This is a genomic window from Paracoccus laeviglucosivorans (assembly GCF_900182695.1).
Taxonomy (GTDB): Bacteria; Pseudomonadota; Alphaproteobacteria; order Rhodobacterales; family Rhodobacteraceae; genus Paracoccus; species Paracoccus laeviglucosivorans.
The window spans coordinates 1-22,436 of sequence record NZ_FXTK01000021.1; the positions used below are offsets into that span (position 1 = coordinate 1).

A 22,436-nucleotide genomic window follows, 5' to 3' on the forward strand; every position below is an offset into this window, starting at 1 on the left:
CGGTCGCGCAGCATCATCAGGCAGCCCAGCGGCGTGCAGGGCACCATGGCCTTTTGCCCGGTGGCCAGCCGGCCCGCATTGATGACGTGGAAGCCGTCGACATCCTTGGCGGGTTCGATGGCGTTGAGGACGGCCTCGGCGTCCACATGCTTGGGCAGCGGCAGCTGCACCAGGATGCCATGCACGGCCGGATCGCGGTTCAACTGGTCGATCAGCGCCATCAGATCGGCCTGGGGTGTGGTGTCGGCCAGCTTGTGTTCGAAGCTGTTCATCCCCGCCTCGCGCGTCTGGATGCCCTTGTTGCGGACATAGACCTCGGACGCCGGATCCTCGCCCACAAGCACAACCGCAAGGCCGGGAACGATCCCACGCCCCGCAAGCGCCGACACACCAGACGCAACTCGCGAACGGATCAGCGTCGAAAACGCGCGGCCGTCGATAAGATTGAAATTCGCAATTACTTTAAGCGGCATTTCCAGCATCAGATACCCTTTCAGCCCCGGCACTGGCCGAAACGTTTCATTAGAGAGTTGTCTCATTAGGTCAGGATCGCGGTCTTTCCTTCGCGGGGTCGTAATGCGGGAATGGCGTTATGCGCGCAGCCAAGCGTTTTTGCTGTCCGTCGAGCTTGCCGACCTCGATTTCGGTGCCCTCGGCCGCATGGGTGACGTCGACGCGGGCCAGGGCGATCTGGCGGTCCATCAGCGGCGACCACATCGCCGAGGTGATCTCGCCGATCTCGGCGCGGCCGACATGCAGGCAATCGCCGTGATGGGCAGGGATGCGGGTGTCGATCTCGAGGCCGACCAGCTTCCAGCGCGGATTTTCCTTGCGCCGGATGAGGGCCTCGCGGCCGATGAAGTCATCGGGCTTGGTTTTCAGCGGCACGGTAAAGCCGATGCCGGCCTCGAACGGGTCGGTCTGGTCGGTGAACTCGTAATCGGCAAAGACAAGACCGGCTTCGATGCGCAGCAGGTCCAGCGCGGCCAGACCCATGGGGCGGATGCCATGCGGCTGGCCTGCGGCCATCACGGCATCGAATACCTCGGCCCCGTCCTTGGGGTGGCAAAAGATCTCATAGCCCAGCTCTCCGGTATAGCCGGTGCGCGACACCACGACCGGGGCGCCATTCGCACCGCCGATGCGGCCCACGGTCCAGCGGAACCAACCCAGTTCAGAGATGGCGGTCTGATGCGGCGCGGTCCAGATCGCCGCATTCATCAGATCGCGGCTTTTCGGACCCTGCACCGCCAGATTGTGCAACTGGTTGGTTGATGAGCGGATCATCACGTTCAACCCCAGCGCAACCGCCTGCTGCCGCATCCATTCGCCGCCGAAATCGCTGCCGCCGATCCAGCGGAAACGGTCTGGACCCATGCGGAACAGCGTGCCGTCGTCGATCATGCCGCCATGAGGATAGCACATCGCCGAATAGACGACCTGACCCACGCCCAGCTTTTTGACGTCGCGGGTCAGCACCCATTGCATCAGTGCCTCGGCATCGGGGCCGGTCACCTCGAACTTGCGCAGTGCCGACAGGTCCATCACCGCGACGGCGTTGCGGCAGGCGCGGTATTCTTCTTCGGGAGAGGAGTTCGGGAAGGTATTGGGCAGCCAAAAGCCCTTATATTCGACAAAATCGCGGGTCAGCGCGGCAAAGCGGTCGTGAAAGGCGGTCTGTCGGGTCATGATGGGGTCGCTGTCCGGCATGGGGCGCCAGGCAGAGGCGCGCTGGAATGTTTCGGTCGCGCCATAGCTGCGCACATGGATATCGCTGAGATGCCAGCCATTGGCCGGGCTGGTATCGTCGGGGCAGGCCGAGGACACGCAGACCACATCGGTCAGCGCCCGCATCAGGACGTAATCGCCGGGGCGCGACCATGGCTCATCGGTCATCAACACGCCATGCGCGTCGATCCATGTGTTGAAAAAGAAGTTCGCCGCCATCCAGCCCTTGCGCGGATCGACGCCGTAAGGCGCCAGCGCGGCGTTGAAATTGTCCGAGCAGTTGGCATGGCCCGGATAGCCGATATCGTCGTAATATTTCGCGGCGCAGGCCATGGCGAATGCGTCATGGCGACCGCAGGTGTCTTGCACCACCTCGATCAGCGGGGTCATGTCATGGTCGAAATATTTCGCATGCAGGCCGGGCATCGCATAGCTGTGCCCCAGCAGGGTGCGCGTCGTGGTCACATCCAGCGGGTTCTGAATGCCGCGATCCAGCTTGCGGGCGTCAAAGCATTGGAAATCGGTGCATTGGCGACCGTCCACGTCCAGCACCTGAATATATTCTCCGGCGCGGACCAGATAGGCCTGCGCTGTCGCCGATGTGACCCGGATATCCAGAATGGGATCGGCCAAGGGATCGGGCAGTTCGAACCCGGTTTTGCGGCGCGGATCGGCGCGGTCGATCAGCAGCGTCAGGGGCGTGGCCGTCTGGTGACTGTCCGGGGCCATCGCGACGGCAGGGGCCGCGACGATCAGCCAGCCCGCCGCCTGCGCTGTCAGGCTGGCGCTGTCGCCTGCGGGGCTGGTGGGATCAAACAGCGTGACCGCGCGCAGATTGGCGGGGTCGACGCCGCGCAGCCGCATGCCCCGCGCAAGCTGGCACAGGCTGTCATCGCCTTGGGCCAGAACCTGCATGATCCCCTGCGCCAGACCGGCTGATGCCCGGTCCAGCAGATCGGCGGCGCGGCCCTGCAGCGTGGCAGTCGCCAGTTCGGCGCGCTGCCCGCCTTCGGCATTGATCACCGTCAGCCGGTCGCCTGCGGCCAAGGCCTGCATCAGCGCCCCGCCGCCGGGGATATTATGGCGTTCCTGCGCGGGGGCACGTCCGGTCGGCTGGCCCAGCCGCATCCGACTGGGCTGCGGCGGACCCGGCCGGAACAGGCGGGTGAAGGGGGTGTTCATGGCTAAGACCTTGGCTTTGAAAAATGGGGCGGCAGACCGGGCCGCCGCCCCAGTCGGGGGGAGGAAAAGCTTTGGCGGATGGCAAGAGCCGTCATAGGCTCAGCATGGCCTTGCGTGTTGCCGACCACCGCATCAGCAGATGGTCGACCATCAATCCGATGAAGGCGACGGCGAAACCCAGGACCAGCCCCTTGCCGACATCGGTCGACGAAAGCGCGCGTTGCATTTCTTGGCCAAGATCCTGCGTGCCGATGAAGGCCGCGATGATGACCATGAACAGCGCGAACATCACCGATTGGTTCAACCCGATCATGAAGGTTGGCAGCGCCAGCGGCATCCGCACGGACCACAGGATCTGCCGGCTTGTCGCCCCGCTCATCTGCGCGGCCTCGACCGTTTCCGGCGGGACCCCTTGCAGCCCCTCGACCGTGTAGCGGACCAAGGGGACAGTGGCGAAGACGATGACGGCGGCGACGACCGCCACGTCATTCACGCCGAAAAGCATGATCACCGGGATAAGGTATATGAAGCTGGGGAAGGTCTGGAACGTATCGCAAAGCAACAGCATGCGTGTGGCGCGGCCTTGATTGCGGGCCGCCCAGATGCCCAGCGGCACGCCGACAAGCAGTGCGAGCGCAACCGCCGTGCATATCGTATAGATCGTGATCATGGCCCGGTCCCACCATCCCGAAAGCGCGATGGGCACGAAGAAGGCAAGACAGATCACCGCCGAGCGCAGGCCGCCGATGCGCCAGCCTATGGCTGCAAGTGCAAGCAGAACGGCCGAGTAGGGCAGCCATAGCATGCCATTGCGCAGCGGGATCAGCAGCCAAGTGATCAAGAACCAGCGCAACCATTCGGTCAGTGGTTTCACCAGATCGATTAGCGCATTGACCGCCGCGTCGATCGGGCTCGCAAGGCTAAGCGCCTGACCTCGCTCGACCACGTGGAAATAGGGGATGACGTGCGCAAGCAGAAACCCCCCGATGACAAGACCGATCCACCAAAGGAACATCCGGTTCCGGCGTGCCCAGCCCGCGCTCGGCTCGGGGTGGTCGGGCTGATGCAGCGACCACGCCTTGGACAGCCGGTCCAGCGCAATGGCCAGCAGAACGATGGTGACGCCGATTTCAAAGGACAGCCCGATCTTCAGCGCCTGCAGCAGTTGCAGCAGCTTTTGACCGAGGCCCGGCATGCCGATGAACGACGCAAGCACCACCATGGCAAGCGATTGCATGATGACCTGATTGATGCCGACCAAGATCTCGGTCCGGGCGGCAGGCAGCCTGACCCTTGTCATCAGCTGCAGGCGGTTTGCGCCGCTCATCAGGCCGCTTTCGATGATCTCGGGCGACACGCGGCGTAGGCCCAGCATGGTCATTCGGATCATCGGCGGCACCGAGAAGATGATCGTTACGATCGCGCCGGATTTCGGGCCGACACCGACAAACACCACAACCGGGATCATGTAGGCGAAGTGGGGCAGGGACTGTGCGACGTTCAGGACGGGGTTCAAGAGCTTTTCGAACCAGCCATGCCGCCAGCCAAGAATGCCAAGCCCCAACCCCAAAGCGACCGAGATCGGTGTCGCGACGACGATCACCGACAAGGTCTCCATCGCCCATTTCCACTGTCCCATGACGGCGATCCAGACGAAGGTGCCGCCCGTCAGCGCCGCCAGTTTCCAGCCGCGCAGGACGTATCCCGCCATTCCGACCGTCAGGGCAATGACGACCCAGGGGATTGCGCCCAGATGCGGCCAGCGATTGCGCCCGTAAAGCAGGTTTGCCGTCACATCCAGCGCCGCCTCGACGCCCGAGGCGACCCAGCGGGTCAATTGCGTCATCCCAAGATCGTCGCGCAGAAAATCGAACACGGCGTTGATCCAGTCGGCGAAGGGCACGACCATCCCCTCGGGCAGGCGGATCAGGCCAGCCGGCAGCATTGGCTTAAAGGCGACCAAAGCCAGCGCAAAAGCCGCGATCAGGGCGGCGGGGGATGTCGTCATCCGACGCGCACCGCCCGCGCCCGCCTGCTTTGTGATGATGCCGGGGCCCATCATCCGCGTGCTCCCAGGATCACGTCCAGCGCCAGTTGTCGGTCCATCAGGCCGACCAGCCTGCCATCAGCCGCGCTGACCGGGATATGTTCGCGCGGATCGGCCAGGATATCCCTTGCGACATCATGCAGGGCGACATCGGCCGGCATCGCCTTGCCTTCGACCTGCCTTCCGTTTTCCGGGCTGGCCAGCGCGCCCAGACGCACGACCCGAGACCGATCGATTTCGGCGGTGAACTTGGCCACATAGGGCGTCGCGGGATGCATCACGATGCGGTCCGGCGTGTCGCATTGTTCGATCGCGCCGTCCTTCATGATGGCGATGCGATCCGCCAGCCGCAGCGCCTCGTCGAAATCATGGGTGATGAACACGATGGTCTTGTCCATCCCGCCCTTGAGCCGCAGGAATTCGTCCTGCATTTCGCGCCGGATCAGCGGGTCAAGTGCCGAAAACGGCTCATCAAGGAACCAGATCGCGGGCTCGATGGCGAGGCTGCGCGCGATCCCGACCCGCTGCTGCTGGCCGCCGGAAAGTTCGCGCGGAAAATGATCCTCACGCCCTTTCAGGCCGACGAGTTCCAGCATCTCGCGGGCGCGCTGGGTTCGGGCATGTCTGGGCTGTCCGCGCATTTCCAGTGGGAAAGCCACATTGTCCAGCACGTTGCGGTGCGGCAGCAGACCGAAGCTTTGAAACACCATGCCCATGCGGCTGCGGCGCAGATGGATCAGCTCGGCCTCGGTCAGATCGCCCAAGGGCCTGCCTTCGACGGCGACCTGACCGGCAGAGATGCCCAAGAGCCGCGACATGCACCGCACAAGCGTAGACTTGCCCGACCCGGACAGGCCCATGACGACCAGCATCTCGCCGCGCGGGATGGTCAGATCGACATTGCGCACGGCCGCGACATAGCCCGCCTGCCGCAGATCCTCGTGGGTCGGATTGTCGGCCAGCATCGATGCCAGCCGCTCGGTCCGGGCACCGAAGACTTTCCAGACGGAACTGCAGTCGATCACGGCGTCGGATGGGTTCATCGGCTGTCCCGAGGCAGGATCCCGGCCGGAGACGATCCTGTCCGAACGGGACAGGGTGTCGGGGGAAAGCTGTTGGTTCATTGCAGCCACGGCTTCCACACGGCTTCGTTCGCCTCCATCCATGTGCCTGCCGCATCCTCGGGCTCCATCCCGTCGACATCGACCAGCTTGGCCATCTCGGCGATCTGGGCATTGGTGAAGGTGACCTTGGTCAGCACGCCGTAAGCCGTCGGCCATTTTTCCTTCATGCCGTCCCAGGCCGCGATCTTCAGATAGCCGTTGGCGGGATTGCCGCAGTCATAGACCTTGTCGGGCATCGGACCGACAGCCGGATCCTTGTCGCAGCCGTCTTGCCAAGCGGGGAACTCGACGAACTCGCCCGGCCAGACCGCCTCGGCAAAGTTCGGTGTCCAGTTGAACAGGACGATGGGCTTCTTGTCCTTTTCTGCGGCCGCCAATTCCGCCCATAGCGCCGCCGCCGATCCCGCATTGACGACGGTGAAGTTCATCCCCAGAGCCTCGACCTTTTCCGCATCATGCTTGAGCCAGTCGACCGGCCCGCCCAGGAAACGGCCCTTGTCACCCGTTTCGGGGGTGGCAAATTTCGCGGCGCAGTCGTTCAGCGCCTTCCAGTCGGGCAGGCCGGGGCAGGCTTCCTTGGTCCATAGCGGATACCACCAATCCTCGCGGGTGACGGCCTGTTGGGTGGCAGCATCGTGGATGCCGCCCTTTTCGACGGCTGCACGGAAGGCGGCACCAAAGGCGCCTTCCCAGACCTCGACCTCAAGGGCGACGTCGCCAAGCCGGATCGATTCATAGACCGTCTGGCTGTCGGAAGAGACATATTCGACGTTGTTGCCCAGCTCTTCGAACATGCGTCCGACGATATGGCTCATGACGATCTGGCTGGACCAGTTATGGGTCGGGATCGTGATCGGATCCGAGGCATCGGCCGCCCAGGCCAAAGGTGCCGCAAAAACAAGTGCCGCTGCCGAACCCGACAGCAAAGCTGTATATTTCATGGTCTTTTCCCTGTGAGGCCGCCCTGTTTTCCGGGCATCTGTGCTGTGGAAGGTGGTCCCTCCAAGGAAAAGGCTAGATGCGGGATGTGAACGTGTAAGACCCTTGCGATGAACGGGCTAGGTAATGTTGTGAAAAAATGTTAACAGGTCACTGGAAGCCTGCGAAAGAAGCCCAGATGACCGCGCGCGCCAGACATATCGTTATCATCGAGGATGAGCCCGTCACCCGCGCGACGCTGACGGCCTATCTTGAAACCTTCGGCTATCGGATCACCGAATGCGCAAGTGCCGAGGCCGCAGAGGAAACCCTTGCACTGGATCCGGCCGATCTGTTGATCGTCGACATCAATCTGGTCGGAAAGGACGGATTGGAAATCACGCGTGAACAGCGTGCGAAATCCGAAATCGGCATCATTCTTTTGTCCGGGCGCACCGATGACGTTGATCGGATCGTCGGGCTGGAGCTTGGCGCGGACGACTATGTCTGCAAGCCTTTCAACAGGCGGGAACTGGCTGCGCGGGTCAAGAACCTGTTGCGGCGCACGGCAGCAATACGGCAACTGCAACGCCGCATCGTGCAGTTCGAGCAGTTCAGCTTTGACATTTCCGCACGGCAGCTGTCGGACGGAGAGGGCACCCATGTCCCGCTGACGCGCGCCGAGTTCGAGTTGCTGCGCGTGCTGGTTACAAATCCCGGCATCGTGCTGGACCGCGATCGGCTACTGGCCAATATCACCCACCGCATCGACGGCACAAATCTAAGGACCGTGGATGTCCTGATCCGGCGTCTGCGGCGCAAGCTAGGTGACGATCCCAAGGCGCCGCGCATTCTGGGCACCGCGCATGGCGAGGGCTATGTGTTCACTGCCAGACTGGCCTGAAGACTGGCCGGATCGGCCCTGAGCATCGCCAGCTCTGCCTTGACCCGCATTGCGCTGGACCGGGCGGTTTGCTGCAATGGCCCCCAGATCGACAGCGCCGGGCCATCGTCCTTCAGCGCGCGCTCGAAATCCTGCAGTCCGGCCACGAGTTCGGGCAGATGAAAATTCCCGCTTGCGCCGCGCAACCGATGCGCGGCCTTGATGGCTGCCGCTGTATCATGAGCGGAAAGCGCGAATTCGATCGCCGCGACATCCTTGGACAGGCGTTCCAGGAACAACTCGCAAAGTGCCATGACACGCGGGGCGGGCAGGTCGACAAGCGCCGCGGCCAGCACCGAGCACGTCTTTGCAGGCATGATCCTGCACAAGGCCGTCCACAGCTCGGAGGGCGAGATCGGCTTTGACAGCACCTGCGTCATCCCCGCCGCATGGCACGAGGCAATTTCCTCGGATTGCAAATGCGCGGAAATCCCGATTACCTCGACAGCTTGTCCGGCAGGCATCTGCCGGATCAGGCGGGCCGCATCGATGCCGGACATGCCGGGCAGATTGACGTCCATCAGCACGGCATCAAAACGCCCAGCCAGAACCCGCACCAGCGCGTCCTCGGCATTTTCCACCATCTCGAAGCGGTGTCCCATCCGGGTCAGATACCCTTCAAGGACCAGACGGTTCACCGCATGATCCTCGACCACCAACAGGTTCAGGGGGATGTCGGCCACCTCGCTGGGCGCTACATCTGGTGCGGCCTCTGCGGGCGGGAAATGTGCCTGGAACCGGAAGGTTGCGCCTTGCCCGGGCACACTTTCGACGGACAGACGCCCCCCCATCGCCGTTGCCAGCTGTCGGCTGATGGCAAGTCCCAGGCCGGTGCCGCCATAGCGCGCCGCCGTCGTCTCATCCTCTTGTTCAAAGATGCCGAAGATCCGCTCTTGCGCGTCCTGTGCAATTCCCTTGCCGGTATCCGAAACATACAGATCGACCCCGACCAGCCCATTTTCGGCGGGCGCGCAATGCAGGGTGACGGTGATGCCGCCCTGATCGGTAAACCGGATCGCGTTGGTCAGCAGATTGAACAGGATCTGACGAACCCTTGGCGGATCGAATTGCAGCCAGCGCGTTTCGGACAGTCGAGTTTGCAGCCGAAGCCCTTTTTCCTCGGCGGCGGGGGTCATCAGCGATACCGCGTCCCGCACCAGCGCGACCGGGTCGCAGGGCACCGGCTTCATCACGATTGCCGCATCCGAGTTCTTGGCATCGTCCAGCAATGTATTCAGCATCGTCATCAGGCCTTCGCCGGATGTCAGTGCGGTCCTGACACGATGTTCTGTCGCGGTCGGCAGTTTCTCTTGCGTCAATCCATGCAGCAGGCCGATGACGCCGTTCATCGGGGTGCGGATTTCATGGCTCATGGTCGCCAGAAACTGCGATTTGGCGCGGTCGGCCGCTTCTGCCCGGGTGCGCGCCGCCGCATGGGCATCGACCTCGTCGCGCAGTCTTTGGGTCTGCTCGTCGACCAGCTGGCGCAGTTCTTCGCGATGTCGTCGCAGTTCCTTGAGGTTTCGGTCCCGCTCTGCCGCCAGGTCGCGATTTTCCAGAGCCTGCAGGCGAAAGACCTCGACTGCCTTTTCCATTCGCCCGATTTCGTCCTGGCCCTTGGGGATAACCGCCTCGTGCAGGTCTCCTTGCAAAAGTGCCCCCATCCGGTCGGCCAGGGCATCCAGCCGCTTGGTGATTTTCCCCCTGACAAAGAACCAGACGACACTGGCCGAGATCAGCAGCGCCGCAAGCGAGCCCAGGGTCGAGGTGACCAGCGTCGCGCGGATGGCTGATTGGGCGGATTTTCCTGCCGCCGCGGCGCTGGCCGCGATCGTATCCGCAAGCGCCCCCGCCTCGACGTCCAGACGCAACGCGGCTTGCCGCAACCCGGCCTGGGTCGTTTCGATCTGCGCCTCCAATGCGATCAGCTGCGCGGTCAGTTCGATGATGTTCCGTGTCCGCGGCGGCGTGTCGATTGCGGGGTCAATCCTTCGCAACAACAGCAGCGCGCGTTCGGCCCGGCTGCGATCCGGCGTCAGAGCCATCCGTCTTGTGACGATCTGCAAGCGCGAAGTCAGGGCATTGCGAAGCGACGTCAGTTCGGCATTGCTTCTTGTTTCGCTGATGCGGTTCAAAAGCATGGCGATCTCGGCGACATGGGCCCGCAATTCGAACATCTGTCCCAGCTGGAAAAGGTCCAGTTCGATCAGCTTGTCGAGTGTTTCGCCCAAGGCCTGCTGCTGGTTCCAAAGATCGTAAAGGCTGGACACCCCGGCCGAAGTTGCGGCCTCGGCATTCGCGGCCAATGTATCGGTGATCTCCAGCAGCTCGGCGGTGACCTGATGGCCCTCGGTCAGATGACGTTTCTGTTCAGCCCCGGTCGCCAGGCGCCGCTGGACCAGCAGATCCAGCTGGTCGATGCCGCGCCGCACCTCGGTTTCGGATTGGGCAAGCGCCGGGGGAAGCACCCTGCCGCTTTGCTCATAACGGCCAATACGGTCGCGCAGAGCGTCGACCTGCTGGAAAAGGAACGCCGCGCGCTCGGCTCTGGCACCGTCATTTGGGACCGAGGCAAGCAGGGGCGCCATCGCAACGACGCGGCTGGCTTCCTCGGTGAATCCGCGCACCTCGGCAATCGCGGGCAAGGTCTGATCGTTCAGACGCGCCTGGCTTTCGGCAAGGTCACGCAGTTCCATCCAGCCCAGGATCCCCATGATGCCGGGTGCGCCGGCAATGACGACAAAGGCCAGCAAAAGCTGCCAACCCAATCTTGCCTTGCGCGAAAACGACCGCAAGAACTAACCTCCATGAGACGAGATGCCCGGCCGGGCTGACCAAGGCTATATCGAAACCCAAGCGTTCGTAACCGATATGCGACATTTTCTTGAACTGATCGGGGCCGGACTGTTCCTGATTGCGATGGCCCTGCCGTCGCAAGCTGATACCTGGTCGTTGCAGGTGTTCGATCAACCCTTTCACGACGAAGGCCGTTCGCGACATCTGGACTATCAGCCGCTTGAGCAGGCGACGCGCGGCTGGCGGCTTTGCGTCCTCTATCCGCATCTCAAGGATGCCTATTGGCTCAGCGTCAACTACGGCATGGTCGAAGAGGCCCGACGCTTGGGCGTTGGGTTCGATCTGTTCGAGGCGGGTGGCTATCCCAATCTGGAACGTCAGATCGCGCAACTGCGTGAATGTGCCGATCAACGATATGATGCCGTCGTGATCGGCACCGTTTCCTATGCGGGCCTGACCCCGGTGCTGACGGAAATTGCCCGCGCCAAACCTGTGATCGCCGTCGTCAATGATATCGATCCGTCGCCCCTTACCGCCAAGGCAAGCGTGCCATGGACTGAAATGGGACGTGCCGCGGGACGCGAGCTGGCTCGGCTGCATCCGAAGGGCACGCCGACTGTGGACATCGCATGGTTCCCAGGGCCGCACGGGGCGGGATGGGTGACCTTCGTCGATGCAGGTTTCCGGCAGGCGCTTGAGGAAAGCTCGGCCCGGATCGTCAGGGTGATGTATGGCGATACCGGCCGTGAAGCGCAGGCACAATTGGTCGAGCAGTTGCTTTCAGATGGACAGCACCTGGATTATCTGGTCGGAAGCGGCCCCATGGCCGAGGTTGCCATATCGATCCTGCGCAACCAGGCGGCGACGGAAAAGACGGGTATCATATCAACCTATATGAGCCATGGCGTGTATCGCGGCATCCGGCGCGGCCGCATTGTTTCAGCACCTGCAGATGCTCCGGTTATCCAAGGCAAGCTTGGGATCGAAATGTCCATCCGCACATTGGAGGGAAAGCTCAGCATTATACACGCGGGCCCAGCAATTAATATCATCACATCGGACAATGCGGACCGGTTCGACCGCTCTGCCAATCTGGCGCCGGCAAGCTTCCTTCCAACATTTTCGGTTCATGCAACGTCAAGGTAAATTGCATGGGCAGAGAGTGGAGAAAGGATCACAATTCATGCCGCACCTGAATGTCGGCCGGCATGAGGTGGCTTTTGTTCGCCGTTTGGACCTCTACGCTTTCGTTCCGATCTGCCGAGAGCGATGCTCTGTCAAAGGAACCAGCTACACACAGCGACGAGTTCAATTGGGATGCACTTTGTATTGCGCCCATCGGCTGGCAGCACCCTGAGTGCGCCGCCTCTATGACCGCGGCCGAAACGCCAGCGTTCGGCAAGCTATCAGCGATAGGCGGGGTCGGGCGAAGCGGCACGAACGCTGGGCCGACAGGTTGGATCGTCGATGATTTAAGTGTCGCAGCTGTCTTGTTCCGATACGTCCGGGATCGGATAATCCTCGGCATTCAGGACCCAGCCCGGTTTTTGCGAGAAATCCATCCGGGGCGGACAGAAAATATCGACAAGATCGTTGTGCCCTGTGCCGGTCGCCTGCGTCGTGTGGATGACGGGTGGCGGAATTACCAGCGCCGAGGGCGAGCCGACCTTGACGGCCATATCCTCGCGCCAGTCGCTCATATCCGTGGTCCAGCTCCAGCGCAGGAAATGGGTGAAGCTGCCCTGCAAGGCGAGCGAGCATTGTTCAAAATCGTCGTGATGATGCGGCGACATCCTGGCCGGGTCGCGCGGCCCGTTCATTGTTGGCAGCGCATTCACCATGAAGGTCGTGCAGCGATAGATGCGACCGAAACGCCCCGGTTGATCCGCCACATCGAGGGGATAGTGACGGACCTTCCAGCCCCCGGCAGGCTTGGGCCAGGGATGAAATGGCGGGATGTGGCTGCGCGGCGATCTGTAGCCATCCGCGTTCGGGCAAAGCGCGACAAGATCGGCCGACTTCACCGTAAACAGCCGCACCGGCTTTGCCCCGCTGGGAAAGGTGATGCAGCTGTCACCGGGCGGGACGAAGACGATCGAACCGCCCGGGACCGTCACCGTGGTGCCATTCCATTCGACCGTTGCACCGCTTTGCCGATCATCAAGGTAAAGCACGTATTCATCGGGTTGGGACTGGCGACCCAGTTTTGCACCCGGCGCAAGCTCGGAATACTCCAGCACGAAATTGCAACCGCGCAGATACCAGCTGCGCCGCAGCGCATCCGAGACCTGCGGGGCGTCGCCGTGGAATCGTCCCAGTTGCTCTTGTGCGATCAAACCGGTGGCGGGCGGTTGCGAATTGCCCGCGAAAAGATCGGCGCGGGGATCCTTGCCTTGAAACATCGTCTTCTCCTTTTCAGGTTCTGGTCGCCGCCATCATCTGGCTGGCGGATTTGCGCAGCATCGACTGATCCGAGCCGCAGACGAACAGGGTGACGCCCTTTGCGTGCCAGCTGGCGACTTGCGACGCATCGCTGACGAAAAGCCCCACGGGCACGCCGGCCTGTCGGCCCGCGTCGATCACCCGTTCGATGGCGCGGTTAAGTTCGGCAGATGGAAAGCCCACACCCATCGATTGCGACAGGTCGGCGGGACCGACGAAAAGCATGTCGATATCCCGGCAAGCGGCGATATCGGACAGCTCGTTCAGCGCCGACGCATCCTCGATCTGAACCATCGCCACCGTTTCGCGGTCGCATTTGGCGCGGTAATCGGCAAGGCCGAAACCGCCATAGTTTCCGGCCCGCGGTGACGGGGAAATGCCGCGTTTGCCGCGGGCGAAGCGCACCGCATCCGCAACTTCGTCGGCACCGGCGCGGTTCAGGACATGGGGCACCATCACACCCGTCAGCCCAAGATCCAACAAAGGCGCAATCCAGTCGGTCATCTTGCCCCAGCGCCGCGACAGCAGCGGCAGGCCTGTCGCGCGCGCGGCCAAGGCCAGCGCATCCATTTGCGCGATGCTGATCGGTCCGTGTTCCTGATCGACGACGGCAAAATCCAACCCGGCATAGCCCAGAATTTCGATGACATGCATCGACGGTGTCTTGACGAAGGTTCCGATCAAAAGCTCGCCCGCTTTCAGGCGGCTGCGAAAATCCGTGGTCATCCTTTGCTCTCCAGCAATTTGCCGGACCTGCGCAGCGGTCCGGCTTGGTATGGGGTCAGGCCGTGGGCGCGGGGGCGCCGTTGCGCGACGGGGCGTCATGCTCGGCGTCGGCATCGGCTTCTGCCAGATCGCGGCCATTGGTCTCGGGCAGCATCGACACCGCCAGCAGCACGAAGACATAGGCGGACATCGCGGCGATCAGCGTGGCCTCGCGCAGCGGCATCTGCCAGGTCGAGCTGACCACACCGATCAGCGCCGGATAGAATGCCCCAACTGCGCGGCCGAAATTATAGGAAAAGGCCTGACCGTTGGCCCGCACCGCGCTGGGGAAAAGTTCGGTGAAATAGGGGCCGAGTGCGCTGTAGATCCCAAGCAGAGAGAAACCCAGCACAAAGATCAGCACCAGATGCAGCGCAGGCACCGCGGGTGCGTATAGAAACAGCGGGATGGTGATCCAGTTCAGCGCGGTGAACAAAAAGAAGTTCCGGCGCCGGCCGATCATATCCGACAGATAGGCCGCGACCAGATAGCCAATGAACGAGCCGAAGGTCAGTACGAATACGTAATAGCCGACCGCCACGGTCGAAAGCCCGAAATTGGCCTTAAGCAGCGTGGGCAGCCACAGCAGGATCGAGAATGCGCCGCCCTGCACCCCCAGCGCCAGAAGCGAGCACAGGACCGTCGTTTTCAGGTGGCGGCTGCCGAAGATGGCCAACGGATTGACCTTAGTGCCTGCAGCGGCCAGTGCCTTGCGGCTTTTGACGAAAACCTCGGGCTCCTTGACGCCGCGCATGGCCAGAAACACCCAGACCGCCGGAATGGCACCCAGCCAGAACATCCAACGCCATGCGATCTGCGGGTCCAGCGCCGCAAACAGCAGCGACGAAACGATTGCTGCCGCGCCATAGCCCACCGCATAGGCGCTTTGCACCGTGCCGACCGCCTTGCCGCGATACTCGGACCGGATGGTTTCGCCGATCAGCACCGCACCGGCCGCCCATTCGCCGCCAAAACCGATGCCCGAAAGGGTGCGGGCAATCAGCAACTGCTCGAACGAATTCGCAAAGCCGCTGGCGATGGTAAAGACCGTGAACCAGATGATCGCAAGCTTCATTACCGGGACACGCCCGAAACGGTCGCACAGGATGCCCGCGATCCAGCCCCCGATCGCCGATGAGATCAGTGCCGAGGTTCCAAGCCAGCCCGCCTGAGCGGTGGTCATCGCCCAAAGCCCGATCAGCGTTGGGATCAGAAAGCTGAAAAGCTGTGCATCAAAGGCGTCCGTCGCCCAGCCCAGAAAGCAGGCATAGAACGTCTTTCGTTCTCGATTGTCCAGGTTATGATACCAGTTGAACATGTTCCCCCCCTTGAGACGCCGCCGCTCGATCAACGGAAAAGGCGTCGAATGATGTTGATCCGGCTTGATGATCCTAGCCGTCCAGTCCGATGACCGAGGCTGCATTGGTTGCGACCATGGCGTGGATATCGGTGTCGGAATAACCAAGCGCCAGACAGGCGCGGACCGCTTGCCGGAAGCCCTCAAGCGGGCTCATGGTCCCGACCTGACCCAGATCCGAGCACAGGATGGTGCGGCTGACGCCGACCGCGTCGATATGTGACTTCAGATCCTCTTGGCGCGAGGTCTGGAATTTTGAGCCGTCCAGGAAGAACGCAAGCGAATGCTCGACATAGGCGCCCATGTCGGCGATCTCGCGCGCATCGTCCAAAGTCGCGCCGACGATGTCTTCGGGATGGGTAAAGATCAGCCGCTCGACCCCGCGCCGCCGCGCCTCGGCAAAGACGATCTTGGTTTCCGAAACATGGACATGACCGCTGGCCAGCGCCATTCCGGTCGCGGCGACAACGTCAAGAACGTCCAGCAGTTCGGGCCGCAGGCGCCCTTCGTCGAAAAGCGGCACCGCAGTCGCGTGCCGCATCTTCTGGGTCGCGGCGGGGTGGGACCAGCCCGAGTTTTTTTCCCAGCTCAGATGGTTTTCTGCGGCAAGCGTTGGCAGCCAGACGATCTTGCCCTGCATCGCGGCGGTATGTTCGACCGCATAGGGGTTCAGACCGCCGACAACATTGTTGAGCACGATCCCGGAATAGATCGTCGTGGTCAGCTCGGGGTGATGCTTGCGGACCATCTCGGCGGTCATCACGCCGGAATAGTCGTGGTCCTTGGTTACCGCGGCGCGAAATCCCGCGGCCGAAAGCTGTCGGGCCAATTCCAGATGGTCCAGCGCGCGCGGTGCGATCGAAGGCCCGCTATGCACATGTGGATCCACCGCCCCATGCAGGATTTCGTCAATATCGCTGGCTCGCTCCAACAAGGCGTCCATCGCTCTCTCCTAAGCGTGTTCCGTTCATCGGGATGATGTTCTGATTTATAAAGCAGACAAGCGTCTCGGGTCAATAATTTCCCCAAAGACGCGGGGTGTCACGCGACGCTGTTGAATTTAAAGCAATCGTCTTGCCTGAAGTGATAGATGACCGCCCCCACAGCTTCGGCTGCAAGCGCTCTTCCCACTTTAAATTGCAGGTGCGCGCGAATCATATTATGGCTACCTTGTTCCGATCAGCGGAACGCGCTACGCTGTGGCGGTCAAGGCGAAGCAAAGGGGGATGACGTGTCGGACAAGGATGAGAAGAACGGCGACGGCCTGCAATCGGTCGTCATGACGATGCACATCCTTGAACAAGTCGCCCGATCCCCCCGCGGCGTGGGGGTGACCGGATTGGCGAACACGCTTGGCACCAGCAAAAGCCGGGTGCATCGCCATCTGCAGACTTTGGTGCAGCAGGGCTATGTCACCCAGCCCGAGGATTCCGAGCGTTACGAGGTCGGCCATCGCCTGATTGCACTTGGCCAGACCGTTTTTGACAGTTCGGGATTGCAGCGCGCGGCACAGGATCCGTTGCTGGCGCTGCGTGACGCGCTAGGTCATTCGGCGGTCGCATCGCAATTCACGCCGGATGGGATGCTGGTCATCGAAACCATCCCCGGTCGCTCACCCATCGAGATCGGCGTTCGCGTCGGCTCGATCCTGTCCTTTCACGCCTCGGCGCAGGGCAAGGTGGCGACGGCCTTTTCCTCGCCCGAATTCCAGGCCCGCGTGCTGCGCAACAAGCTAGAGCTTTTCACCCCGCATACGATCACGACGTCCAGCCTGCTGATCGAGGAGTTTGCCCAGATCCGGCGTCAGGGATGGGCCACCGCGCCGAACCAAATCGCCTTGGGTCTGGATACGCTGGCCTGTCCGATCTTCGACGCATCCGGCAGGGTTTGCGGTTCCGTCGGCATCGTCGATATGGTCCAGCAATTCGGCGATCGGCCCAGCGACCTTCACATAAGGCAGACCCAGCTTGCCGCAAATCAGATTTCGGAACGGCTGGGTTTCGCAGGCCCCGCCTGAAGATATCGCTTGTTCCGGTCGACCAAGACAGCAGGCCAGGCGATGACCAAAGGCGCGGCCGCGAAGCCGCGCTGTTGGCGTTTTTGGTGCGAAGACAAAGCGAAATGGCTCTATGACCGCCCAAGCCTGAACCGCATCACTTGAGGCTCAGCCAAGAGCTGAAGCGTTCGGCCAGTTCCGATTCATGATCAATCCAGAACTCATAAGATGAACTCAGGGCATTGGACATGTTGGCAGGGTTGGTCGGCATATGCGGTGCCATCTCGGTCTTGCCGTCCTCATAGAGGCCCACCAGTTTTGCCGAGGACTTGCGCGCAGGACCGTAACTGATCCATTTCGCCTGATCCGCAAGTCGCTGCGTGTCTGTCGCGAACTTGATGAATTCCAGCGCCTGCTGTTGCTTCTGGGCGCCTCTCGGAATGACGAACAGGTTGTATTCATAGACCTGCCCATCCCACAGGATTTCAAACGGTTTGCCTTCGGTGACGGCGGCGCCGAAGATGCGGCCGTTATAGGCCATGGTCATCGCCACCTCTCCATCGGCCAAAAGCTGCGGCGGCTGGGCGCCTGCCTCCCACCAGACAATGTCCTTCTTGATGCGGTCCAGCTTGGCAAAGGCGCGGTCAACGCCTTCGGGGGTCGCCAGCAGCGCATAAACCTGATCCGCCGGCACGCCATCGCCCATCAGCGCCATTTCCAGCACGGCCTTGGGCACCTTCTTGATGCCGCGCTTGCCGGGGAATTTCTGCGTGTCGAAGAAATCGGCCAAGGTCTGCGGCTTCAGATCGGGGTATTTCGTCCGGTCATAGGCAACGATCGTCGAAAACACGATCGAGCCCACGGCGCAATCCGAAAGACCCTGCGGCAGGAAATCCTCGGTTGCGGGGGTGCCGTCGGGCGCGGGCGGCAGCATCGCGGGGTTGATCGGCTCCAGCAGCCCCTCGTCGCAAAGCCGGATCGCGTCGGCATATTCGACATCGGCCACGTTGACTAGGACATTGCCGGCCTCGACCTGCGCCTTGAGGGGAATTGCCGGGTTGTCGCTGTCCAGACCGACGACCTTGATTCCGGTTTGGGCGGTGAAGGGTTTGTAATAGGCTTCGACCTGACTGCGGCCGTAAGCTCCGCCCCATGACATCACGTTGATTTCTTCGGCCATTGCCGCAGTGGCCGACAAGGTCATGGCCAAGCCGATGACGACTGTCTTGTTCATATCTGTGTATCCTGTTGGGTTTTAATTTTATTAAGCGGTGCAGCGCATTGCGCCGAAAAGATGTCGCTGCATGCGCTGCATGCGCTGCGTCGCCGGTTGCGGCTTGATCGGTAAGGCGACTTTCGCCCGGCTTACCGCAGCCCGGCGGGGCTGCGGTAACGTCATCGGTTACGCGGCCTTTGCGCGACCTTTGACGATCAAATGCTCGGGGCCATATGGGAAGCCGGTGATATTTGTGTTTCCCTCGTCTTCGATGACGAGAATGTCGTGTTCCCGGTAGCCACCTGCACCGGGCTGGCCATCGGGGATGGTGATCATCGGCTCCATTGACACGACCATCCCGGGTTCCAGCACAGTCTCGCAATCCTCGCGCAGCTCAAGCCCCGCCTCGCGGCCGTAATAATGCGAAAGGACACCAAAGCTGTGGCCGTAACCGAAGCTGCGATATTGCAGCAGGTTCCGGGCCGCATACATCTCATTCAGCTCGGCAGCGATGTCCGAGCATTTCGCGCCTGGCACCAGCAGTTCCTTGCCACGGTCATGGACCTGGCAGTTGAATTCCCACAATCGAATATGCTCCTCGCTGGCATGTTCGGCGAATAGGGTCCGCTCCAACGCGACATAATAGCCCGCGACCATCGGGAAGCAGTTCAGCGACAGGATGTCACCCGCCCTGATCTTTCGGCTTGTGACCGGATTGTGGGCGCCATCGGTATTGGTGCCCGACTGGAACCAGGTCCAGGTGTCCAGCAATTCGCCGTCAGGCCAGCTGCGGGCAATCTCGCGCACCATGGTTGCCGTGGAATGCAATGCGACCTCATGTTCGGGCGCGCCGACTGCGGTCGCTTCGACACATGCCGCACCGCCCAGATCGGCGATCCGCGCCATTTCGGTGATATGCACGATCTCCTCTGCCGATTTGATCATGCGCAGGCGCATGGCGGGGCCGGCGATATCCACGAATGCGATGCCAGGAAACTCGGCCTTCAAAGCCGCCAAAAGATCCAGATTCACATGGTCGAACTCGATCCCGATGCGCTTGGCCCCGCCGATGATCTGGCGGATGGCATGGAAATAATTGTCCTTTTGCCAGTCGGTATAGGTCAGGTTTGCGCCGCCAAACGTCCGGCGCCACGGCTGTCCGCCGTCAATGCCTGCGCTGATCGAGGTTGCCTTGTCCTGATCGACAAAAAAACCGTAGCGCCGTCCGAACTGGCAATACATGAAATCGGCATAATAGTTGATGTTGTGATAGGACGTGAACAGGGCGGCATCGACGTCGTTTTCGGACATATGCGTGCGGATTGCCGTCAGCCGGCGCTGCATCTCGGCCGCCGAAAATGTGCCTTTTGCCTTGTCGCCATTTCCAACGAAACTTTGCAGTCTTTCGCGTTCGGTCATCGACCCCTCCATGCGTTAGATTTGGCTTAGGTTCGGCTTGCGCGTTGCATGCGTCAAAAGAGGTTTTATAATCGATCGATCAGTTTTTCTCATGTGAGCGACGCATGACCCAGCCTCCGCTGAACGCTTTGCGCGCCTTCGAAGCGGTCGCCCGGACCGGAAGTTTTCGCGCGGCGGCCGACAGCCTGTTCGTGACCCAACCCGCCATCAGCCATCAGATAAAGCACCTTGAACAATGGCTTGGCGCGCCGCTGTTCGATCGCGGCGGACGGGTGCCCAAATTGACGCCGCGAGGCATGGCCCTTGCGCGGGACCTGACCGCAGCTTTCGACGGCATCGAGGCGGCGTGTCATCGGGCCCGGCCGCCGGTATCGGACGGCGCTCTGGTCGTCGCCGCCATTCCCTCGGTTGCGATCTGCTGGCTGATCCCCCGATTGCCGCGCTTTCGGGCACAACATCCAGACATTCAGCTGCGCGTCGTCTATGCCCATCACGGTCACGACATCGACTTCATGACGACAGATCTGGCGTTCACTTTCGCAAATACCTGCCCCATAGGCGAAGGCATTTCTGCCGAACCATTCATGTCTGGCCGCAGTGTCCCCGTGGCCAGTCCGGCGCTGGTCGAATTGGCACCGGCACAGTTGACATCGCGATGGCTGCTGAAGGTCGGGCTTTTGCATGACAATGATCCCTCGGGCTGGCAGACGTGGCTCAGCCGCACAGGTCAGACTGTGCCGGCCCGACTGCCGGGGACGGTTTTCGAAGATTTCAATCTGCTGCGCGCCGCCGCTCTGGCCGGTCAGGGCGTCGCGCTATGCTCATTGGCGATGATCCAGTCGGACCTGACCGAGGGGCGGCTGGTCAAACTGGCCGATGAAGCCGTTCTGGAAGACTTCGACTATTACCTGACGGAATCCAGCATGATCCCTGCCCATGGCGCACGAAAAAGGGCGCGCCAGCTTTTTCTGTCATGGATCAGATCCGAGCAGTCCTTGCCCTGAAAGGTCAGGCGAGTTCCGCCGCCTTCTTGCCTGACCTGCGGCTATGGCCGCTGCCGATCAGACAAATTCAGCAGGCGGTCCAAGCTTATTGTCGGTTTGCTTCTAAAGATCATGCTGACGCCTTGGCGACACGCGTCCCGTCGCGGTCGTAAATGAACGGATTGCCAAAACAAATTTCTGTCGCATCCACGGGTTGGCTAGCCTCTTTCCTATCAATCCGGTGGGAGGCACCAAGAATGGCAGACGACATGCTGCATGTCATGGAATGGCACAACGGCGAAAAAGATTTTTCGCCTTTCTCAGATGCCGAAATGAAGCGACGCCAAGTCGATGTTCGGGGTTGGATGGCCGAAAACGACGTGGATGCGGCGCTATTCACATCCTATCATTGCATCAACTATTACTCGGGCTGGCTTTACTGCTATTTCGGGCGCAAATACGGCATGGTGATCACCAACAATGCTGCGACCACGATCAGCGCGGGCATCGATGGCGGACAGCCGTGGCGGCGCAGTTTCGGCGGCAATGTCACCTATACCGACTGGCGGCGCGACAATTTCTATCGTGCGGTCCGGCAGTTGACGCCCGGCGTCAAGCGGCTGGGGATCGAGTTCGACCACGTCAATCTGGACTATAGACGCCAACTTGAAGCGGCGCTTCCGGGCGTGGAACTTGTCGATATCGCCCAGCCCTCGATGTGGATGCGGTCGATCAAATCTGCCGAGGAGCACAAGCTTATCCGTGAAGGCGCGCGGATTTGTGACGTGGGCGGCACGGCCTGTGCAGCGGCTGTCAAGGCAGGCGTGCCCGAGCATGAGGTTGCCATCGCCTCGACCAATGCCATGATCCGCGAGATCGCCAATTCCTTTCCCTTCGTGGAATTGATGGACACCTGGACCTGGTTCCAGTCGGGCATCAATACCGATGGCGCGCATAATCCGGTCACGAACAAAAAGGTCCAGTCAGGCGAGATCCTGTCGCTGAACTGCTTTCCGATGATCTTTGGCTATTATACCGCGCTGGAACGGACCTTGTTCTGCGACCATGTGGATGATGCCAGTCTGGATATCTGGGAAAAGAACGTGGCCGTTCACCGCCGCGGGCTGGAATTGATCAAGCCTGGCGCGAAATGCAATGAGATCGCGCTTGAACTGAACGACATGTATCGTGGCTGGGATCTGCTGAAATACCGCAGCTTCGGCTATGGTCACAGTTTCGGTGTGCTGTCGCATTATTACGGCAGGGAAGCAGGGGTCGAGCTGCGCGAGGATATTGAAACCGAACTGAAGCCCGGCATGGTCGTCTCGATGGAGCCGATGGTGATGCTGCCCGCGGGGATGCCCGGCGCGGGCGGATATCGCGAACATGACATCCTGATCGTGACTGAGGACGGCGCCGAGAATATCACCGGTTTCCCCTTTGGCCCCGAACACAACATCATCAGGAACTAGACAGTATCGGAAACGAACGGGCCTGCATCAGCGGGCCCGTTCTATCAT

The 22,436-nt window shown here is 61.5% G+C and carries 17 protein-coding genes; 5 read left to right on the top strand and 12 right to left on the bottom strand.

Going from position 1 to position 22,436, the window contains the following annotated elements; genetic code table 11:
* The 5 genes from FN835_RS17160 to FN835_RS17180 form a co-directional block, all read right to left on the bottom strand.
* A partial coding sequence (locus FN835_RS17160) for a tetrahydrofolate dehydrogenase/cyclohydrolase catalytic domain-containing protein (RefSeq protein WP_281285420.1) occupies positions 1 to 482 on the bottom strand: 482 nt, incomplete at its 3' end.
* Positions 483 to 543: 61 nt separating this feature from the next.
* Positions 544 to 2,910 carry a trimethylamine N-oxide demethylase gene (locus FN835_RS17165; protein ID WP_142664465.1) on the bottom strand — a complete coding sequence of 789 codons (2,367 nt, stop codon included), beginning with the start codon at positions 2,908 to 2,910 and terminating at the stop codon, positions 544 to 546.
* 91 nt (positions 2,911 to 3,001) lie between these two features.
* Entirely contained in the window at positions 3,002 to 4,969 is a 1,968-nt protein-coding gene (locus FN835_RS17170) for an ABC transporter permease (RefSeq protein ID WP_425467483.1), read from the bottom strand.
* On the bottom strand, positions 4,969 to 6,000 hold the full coding sequence (locus tag FN835_RS17175; RefSeq protein WP_142664466.1) for a quaternary amine ABC transporter ATP-binding protein: 1,032 nt from the start codon (positions 5,998 to 6,000) through the stop codon (positions 4,969 to 4,971). Before FN835_RS17175 ends, FN835_RS17170 begins: the two co-directional genes overlap by 1 nt.
* Before the next feature lie 77 nt (positions 6,001 to 6,077).
* Complete coding sequence (locus tag FN835_RS17180; RefSeq protein ID WP_142664467.1) at positions 6,078 to 7,022, bottom strand: ABC transporter substrate-binding protein; 945 nt, start codon at positions 7,020 to 7,022, stop codon at positions 6,078 to 6,080.
* A gap of 176 nt (positions 7,023 to 7,198) precedes the next feature.
* On the opposite strand from FN835_RS17180, the gene FN835_RS17185 reads away from it, so the two are divergent.
* Positions 7,199 to 7,903 (top strand): response regulator, encoded by a 705-nt coding sequence (locus tag FN835_RS17185; protein ID WP_142664468.1) that lies wholly within the window; start codon positions 7,199 to 7,201, stop codon positions 7,901 to 7,903.
* Here FN835_RS17185 and FN835_RS17190 read toward each other — a convergent pair.
* Positions 7,876 to 10,737 carry an ATP-binding protein gene (locus FN835_RS17190; protein WP_142664469.1) on the bottom strand — a complete coding sequence of 954 codons (2,862 nt, stop codon included), beginning with the start codon at positions 10,735 to 10,737 and terminating at the stop codon, positions 7,876 to 7,878. The genes FN835_RS17185 and FN835_RS17190 overlap by 28 nt on opposite strands.
* Before the next feature lie 22 nt (positions 10,738 to 10,759).
* On the opposite strand from FN835_RS17190, the gene torT reads away from it, so the two are divergent.
* Positions 10,760 to 11,884: a TMAO reductase system periplasmic protein TorT gene (gene torT, locus FN835_RS17195; protein WP_246098788.1), complete on the top strand. Its 1,125-nt coding sequence runs from the start codon at positions 10,760 to 10,762 to the stop codon at positions 11,882 to 11,884.
* A 326-nt stretch (positions 11,885 to 12,210) separates the two neighbouring features.
* Here torT and FN835_RS17200 read toward each other — a convergent pair whose 3' ends face one another.
* From FN835_RS17200 to FN835_RS17215, 4 genes are all read right to left on the bottom strand, one after another.
* Positions 12,211 to 13,140: a cupin domain-containing protein gene (locus tag FN835_RS17200; protein WP_142664470.1), complete on the bottom strand. Its 930-nt coding sequence runs from the start codon at positions 13,138 to 13,140 to the stop codon at positions 12,211 to 12,213.
* A 13-nt stretch (positions 13,141 to 13,153) separates the two neighbouring features.
* A complete protein-coding gene (locus FN835_RS17205; protein ID WP_142664471.1) occupies positions 13,154 to 13,906 on the bottom strand; it encodes an HpcH/HpaI aldolase family protein in 753 nt (250 codons plus the stop codon).
* A 55-nt stretch (positions 13,907 to 13,961) separates the two neighbouring features.
* Positions 13,962 to 15,263: an MFS transporter gene (locus FN835_RS17210; protein ID WP_142664472.1), complete on the bottom strand. Its 1,302-nt coding sequence runs from the start codon at positions 15,261 to 15,263 to the stop codon at positions 13,962 to 13,964.
* A gap of 73 nt (positions 15,264 to 15,336) precedes the next feature.
* A complete protein-coding gene (locus FN835_RS17215; RefSeq protein WP_142664473.1) occupies positions 15,337 to 16,245 on the bottom strand; it encodes a DUF6282 family protein in 909 nt (302 codons plus the stop codon).
* A 147-nt stretch (positions 16,246 to 16,392) separates the two neighbouring features.
* Between FN835_RS17215 and FN835_RS17220 the strand changes: the two genes are divergently transcribed.
* Positions 16,393 to 17,319 carry an IclR family transcriptional regulator domain-containing protein gene (locus FN835_RS17220; protein ID WP_142664474.1) on the top strand — a complete coding sequence of 309 codons (927 nt, stop codon included), beginning with the start codon at positions 16,393 to 16,395 and terminating at the stop codon, positions 17,317 to 17,319.
* Between the two features lie 136 nt (positions 17,320 to 17,455).
* Here FN835_RS17220 and FN835_RS17225 read toward each other — a convergent pair whose 3' ends face one another.
* On the bottom strand, positions 17,456 to 18,532 hold the full coding sequence (locus tag FN835_RS17225; RefSeq protein ID WP_142664475.1) for an ABC transporter substrate-binding protein: 1,077 nt from the start codon (positions 18,530 to 18,532) through the stop codon (positions 17,456 to 17,458).
* Positions 18,533 to 18,700: 168 nt separating this feature from the next.
* Complete coding sequence (locus FN835_RS17230; RefSeq protein ID WP_142664476.1) at positions 18,701 to 19,933, bottom strand: aminopeptidase P family protein; 1,233 nt, start codon at positions 19,931 to 19,933, stop codon at positions 18,701 to 18,703.
* Positions 19,934 to 20,037: 104 nt separating this feature from the next.
* Here FN835_RS17230 and FN835_RS17235 point away from each other — a divergent pair, with 104 nt between their 5' ends.
* On the top strand, positions 20,038 to 20,937 hold the full coding sequence (locus tag FN835_RS17235; RefSeq protein ID WP_142664477.1) for a LysR family transcriptional regulator: 900 nt from the start codon (positions 20,038 to 20,040) through the stop codon (positions 20,935 to 20,937).
* A gap of 236 nt (positions 20,938 to 21,173) precedes the next feature.
* The gene (locus FN835_RS17240; RefSeq protein ID WP_142664478.1) at positions 21,174 to 22,388 is read left to right on the top strand and encodes a M24 family metallopeptidase; all 1,215 of its coding nucleotides are present in this window, start codon (positions 21,174 to 21,176) and stop codon (positions 22,386 to 22,388) included.
* Positions 22,389 to 22,436 lie beyond the last annotated feature (48 nt).

Excerpts from the sequence above, each read along its gene's own strand:
- FN835_RS17165 (WP_142664465.1), bottom strand. The coding sequence starts at position 2,910 with ATGAACACCCCCTTCACCCGCCTGTTCCGGCCGGGTCCGCCGCAGCCC.
- FN835_RS17170 (WP_425467483.1), bottom strand. The coding sequence starts at position 4,969 with ATGGGCCCCGGCATCATCACAAAGCAGGCGGGCGCGGGCGGTGCGCGT.
- FN835_RS17175 (WP_142664466.1), bottom strand. The coding sequence starts at position 6,000 with ATGAACCCATCCGACGCCGTGATCGACTGCAGTTCCGTCTGGAAAGTC.
- FN835_RS17180 (WP_142664467.1), bottom strand. The coding sequence starts at position 7,022 with ATGAAATATACAGCTTTGCTGTCGGGTTCGGCAGCGGCACTTGTTTTT.
- FN835_RS17185 (WP_142664468.1), top strand. The coding sequence starts at position 7,199 with ATGACCGCGCGCGCCAGACATATCGTTATCATCGAGGATGAGCCCGTC.
- torT (WP_246098788.1), top strand. The coding sequence starts at position 10,760 with ATGCCCGGCCGGGCTGACCAAGGCTATATCGAAACCCAAGCGTTCGTA.
- FN835_RS17200 (WP_142664470.1), bottom strand. The coding sequence starts at position 13,140 with ATGTTTCAAGGCAAGGATCCCCGCGCCGATCTTTTCGCGGGCAATTCG.
- FN835_RS17205 (WP_142664471.1), bottom strand. The coding sequence starts at position 13,906 with ATGACCACGGATTTTCGCAGCCGCCTGAAAGCGGGCGAGCTTTTGATC.
- FN835_RS17210 (WP_142664472.1), bottom strand. The coding sequence starts at position 15,263 with ATGTTCAACTGGTATCATAACCTGGACAATCGAGAACGAAAGACGTTC.
- FN835_RS17215 (WP_142664473.1), bottom strand. The coding sequence starts at position 16,245 with ATGGACGCCTTGTTGGAGCGAGCCAGCGATATTGACGAAATCCTGCAT.
- FN835_RS17220 (WP_142664474.1), top strand. The coding sequence starts at position 16,393 with ATGACCGCCCCCACAGCTTCGGCTGCAAGCGCTCTTCCCACTTTAAAT.
- FN835_RS17225 (WP_142664475.1), bottom strand. The coding sequence starts at position 18,532 with ATGAACAAGACAGTCGTCATCGGCTTGGCCATGACCTTGTCGGCCACT.
- FN835_RS17230 (WP_142664476.1), bottom strand. The coding sequence starts at position 19,933 with ATGACCGAACGCGAAAGACTGCAAAGTTTCGTTGGAAATGGCGACAAG.
- FN835_RS17235 (WP_142664477.1), top strand. The coding sequence starts at position 20,038 with ATGACCCAGCCTCCGCTGAACGCTTTGCGCGCCTTCGAAGCGGTCGCC.
- FN835_RS17240 (WP_142664478.1), top strand. The coding sequence starts at position 21,174 with ATGGCAGACGACATGCTGCATGTCATGGAATGGCACAACGGCGAAAAA.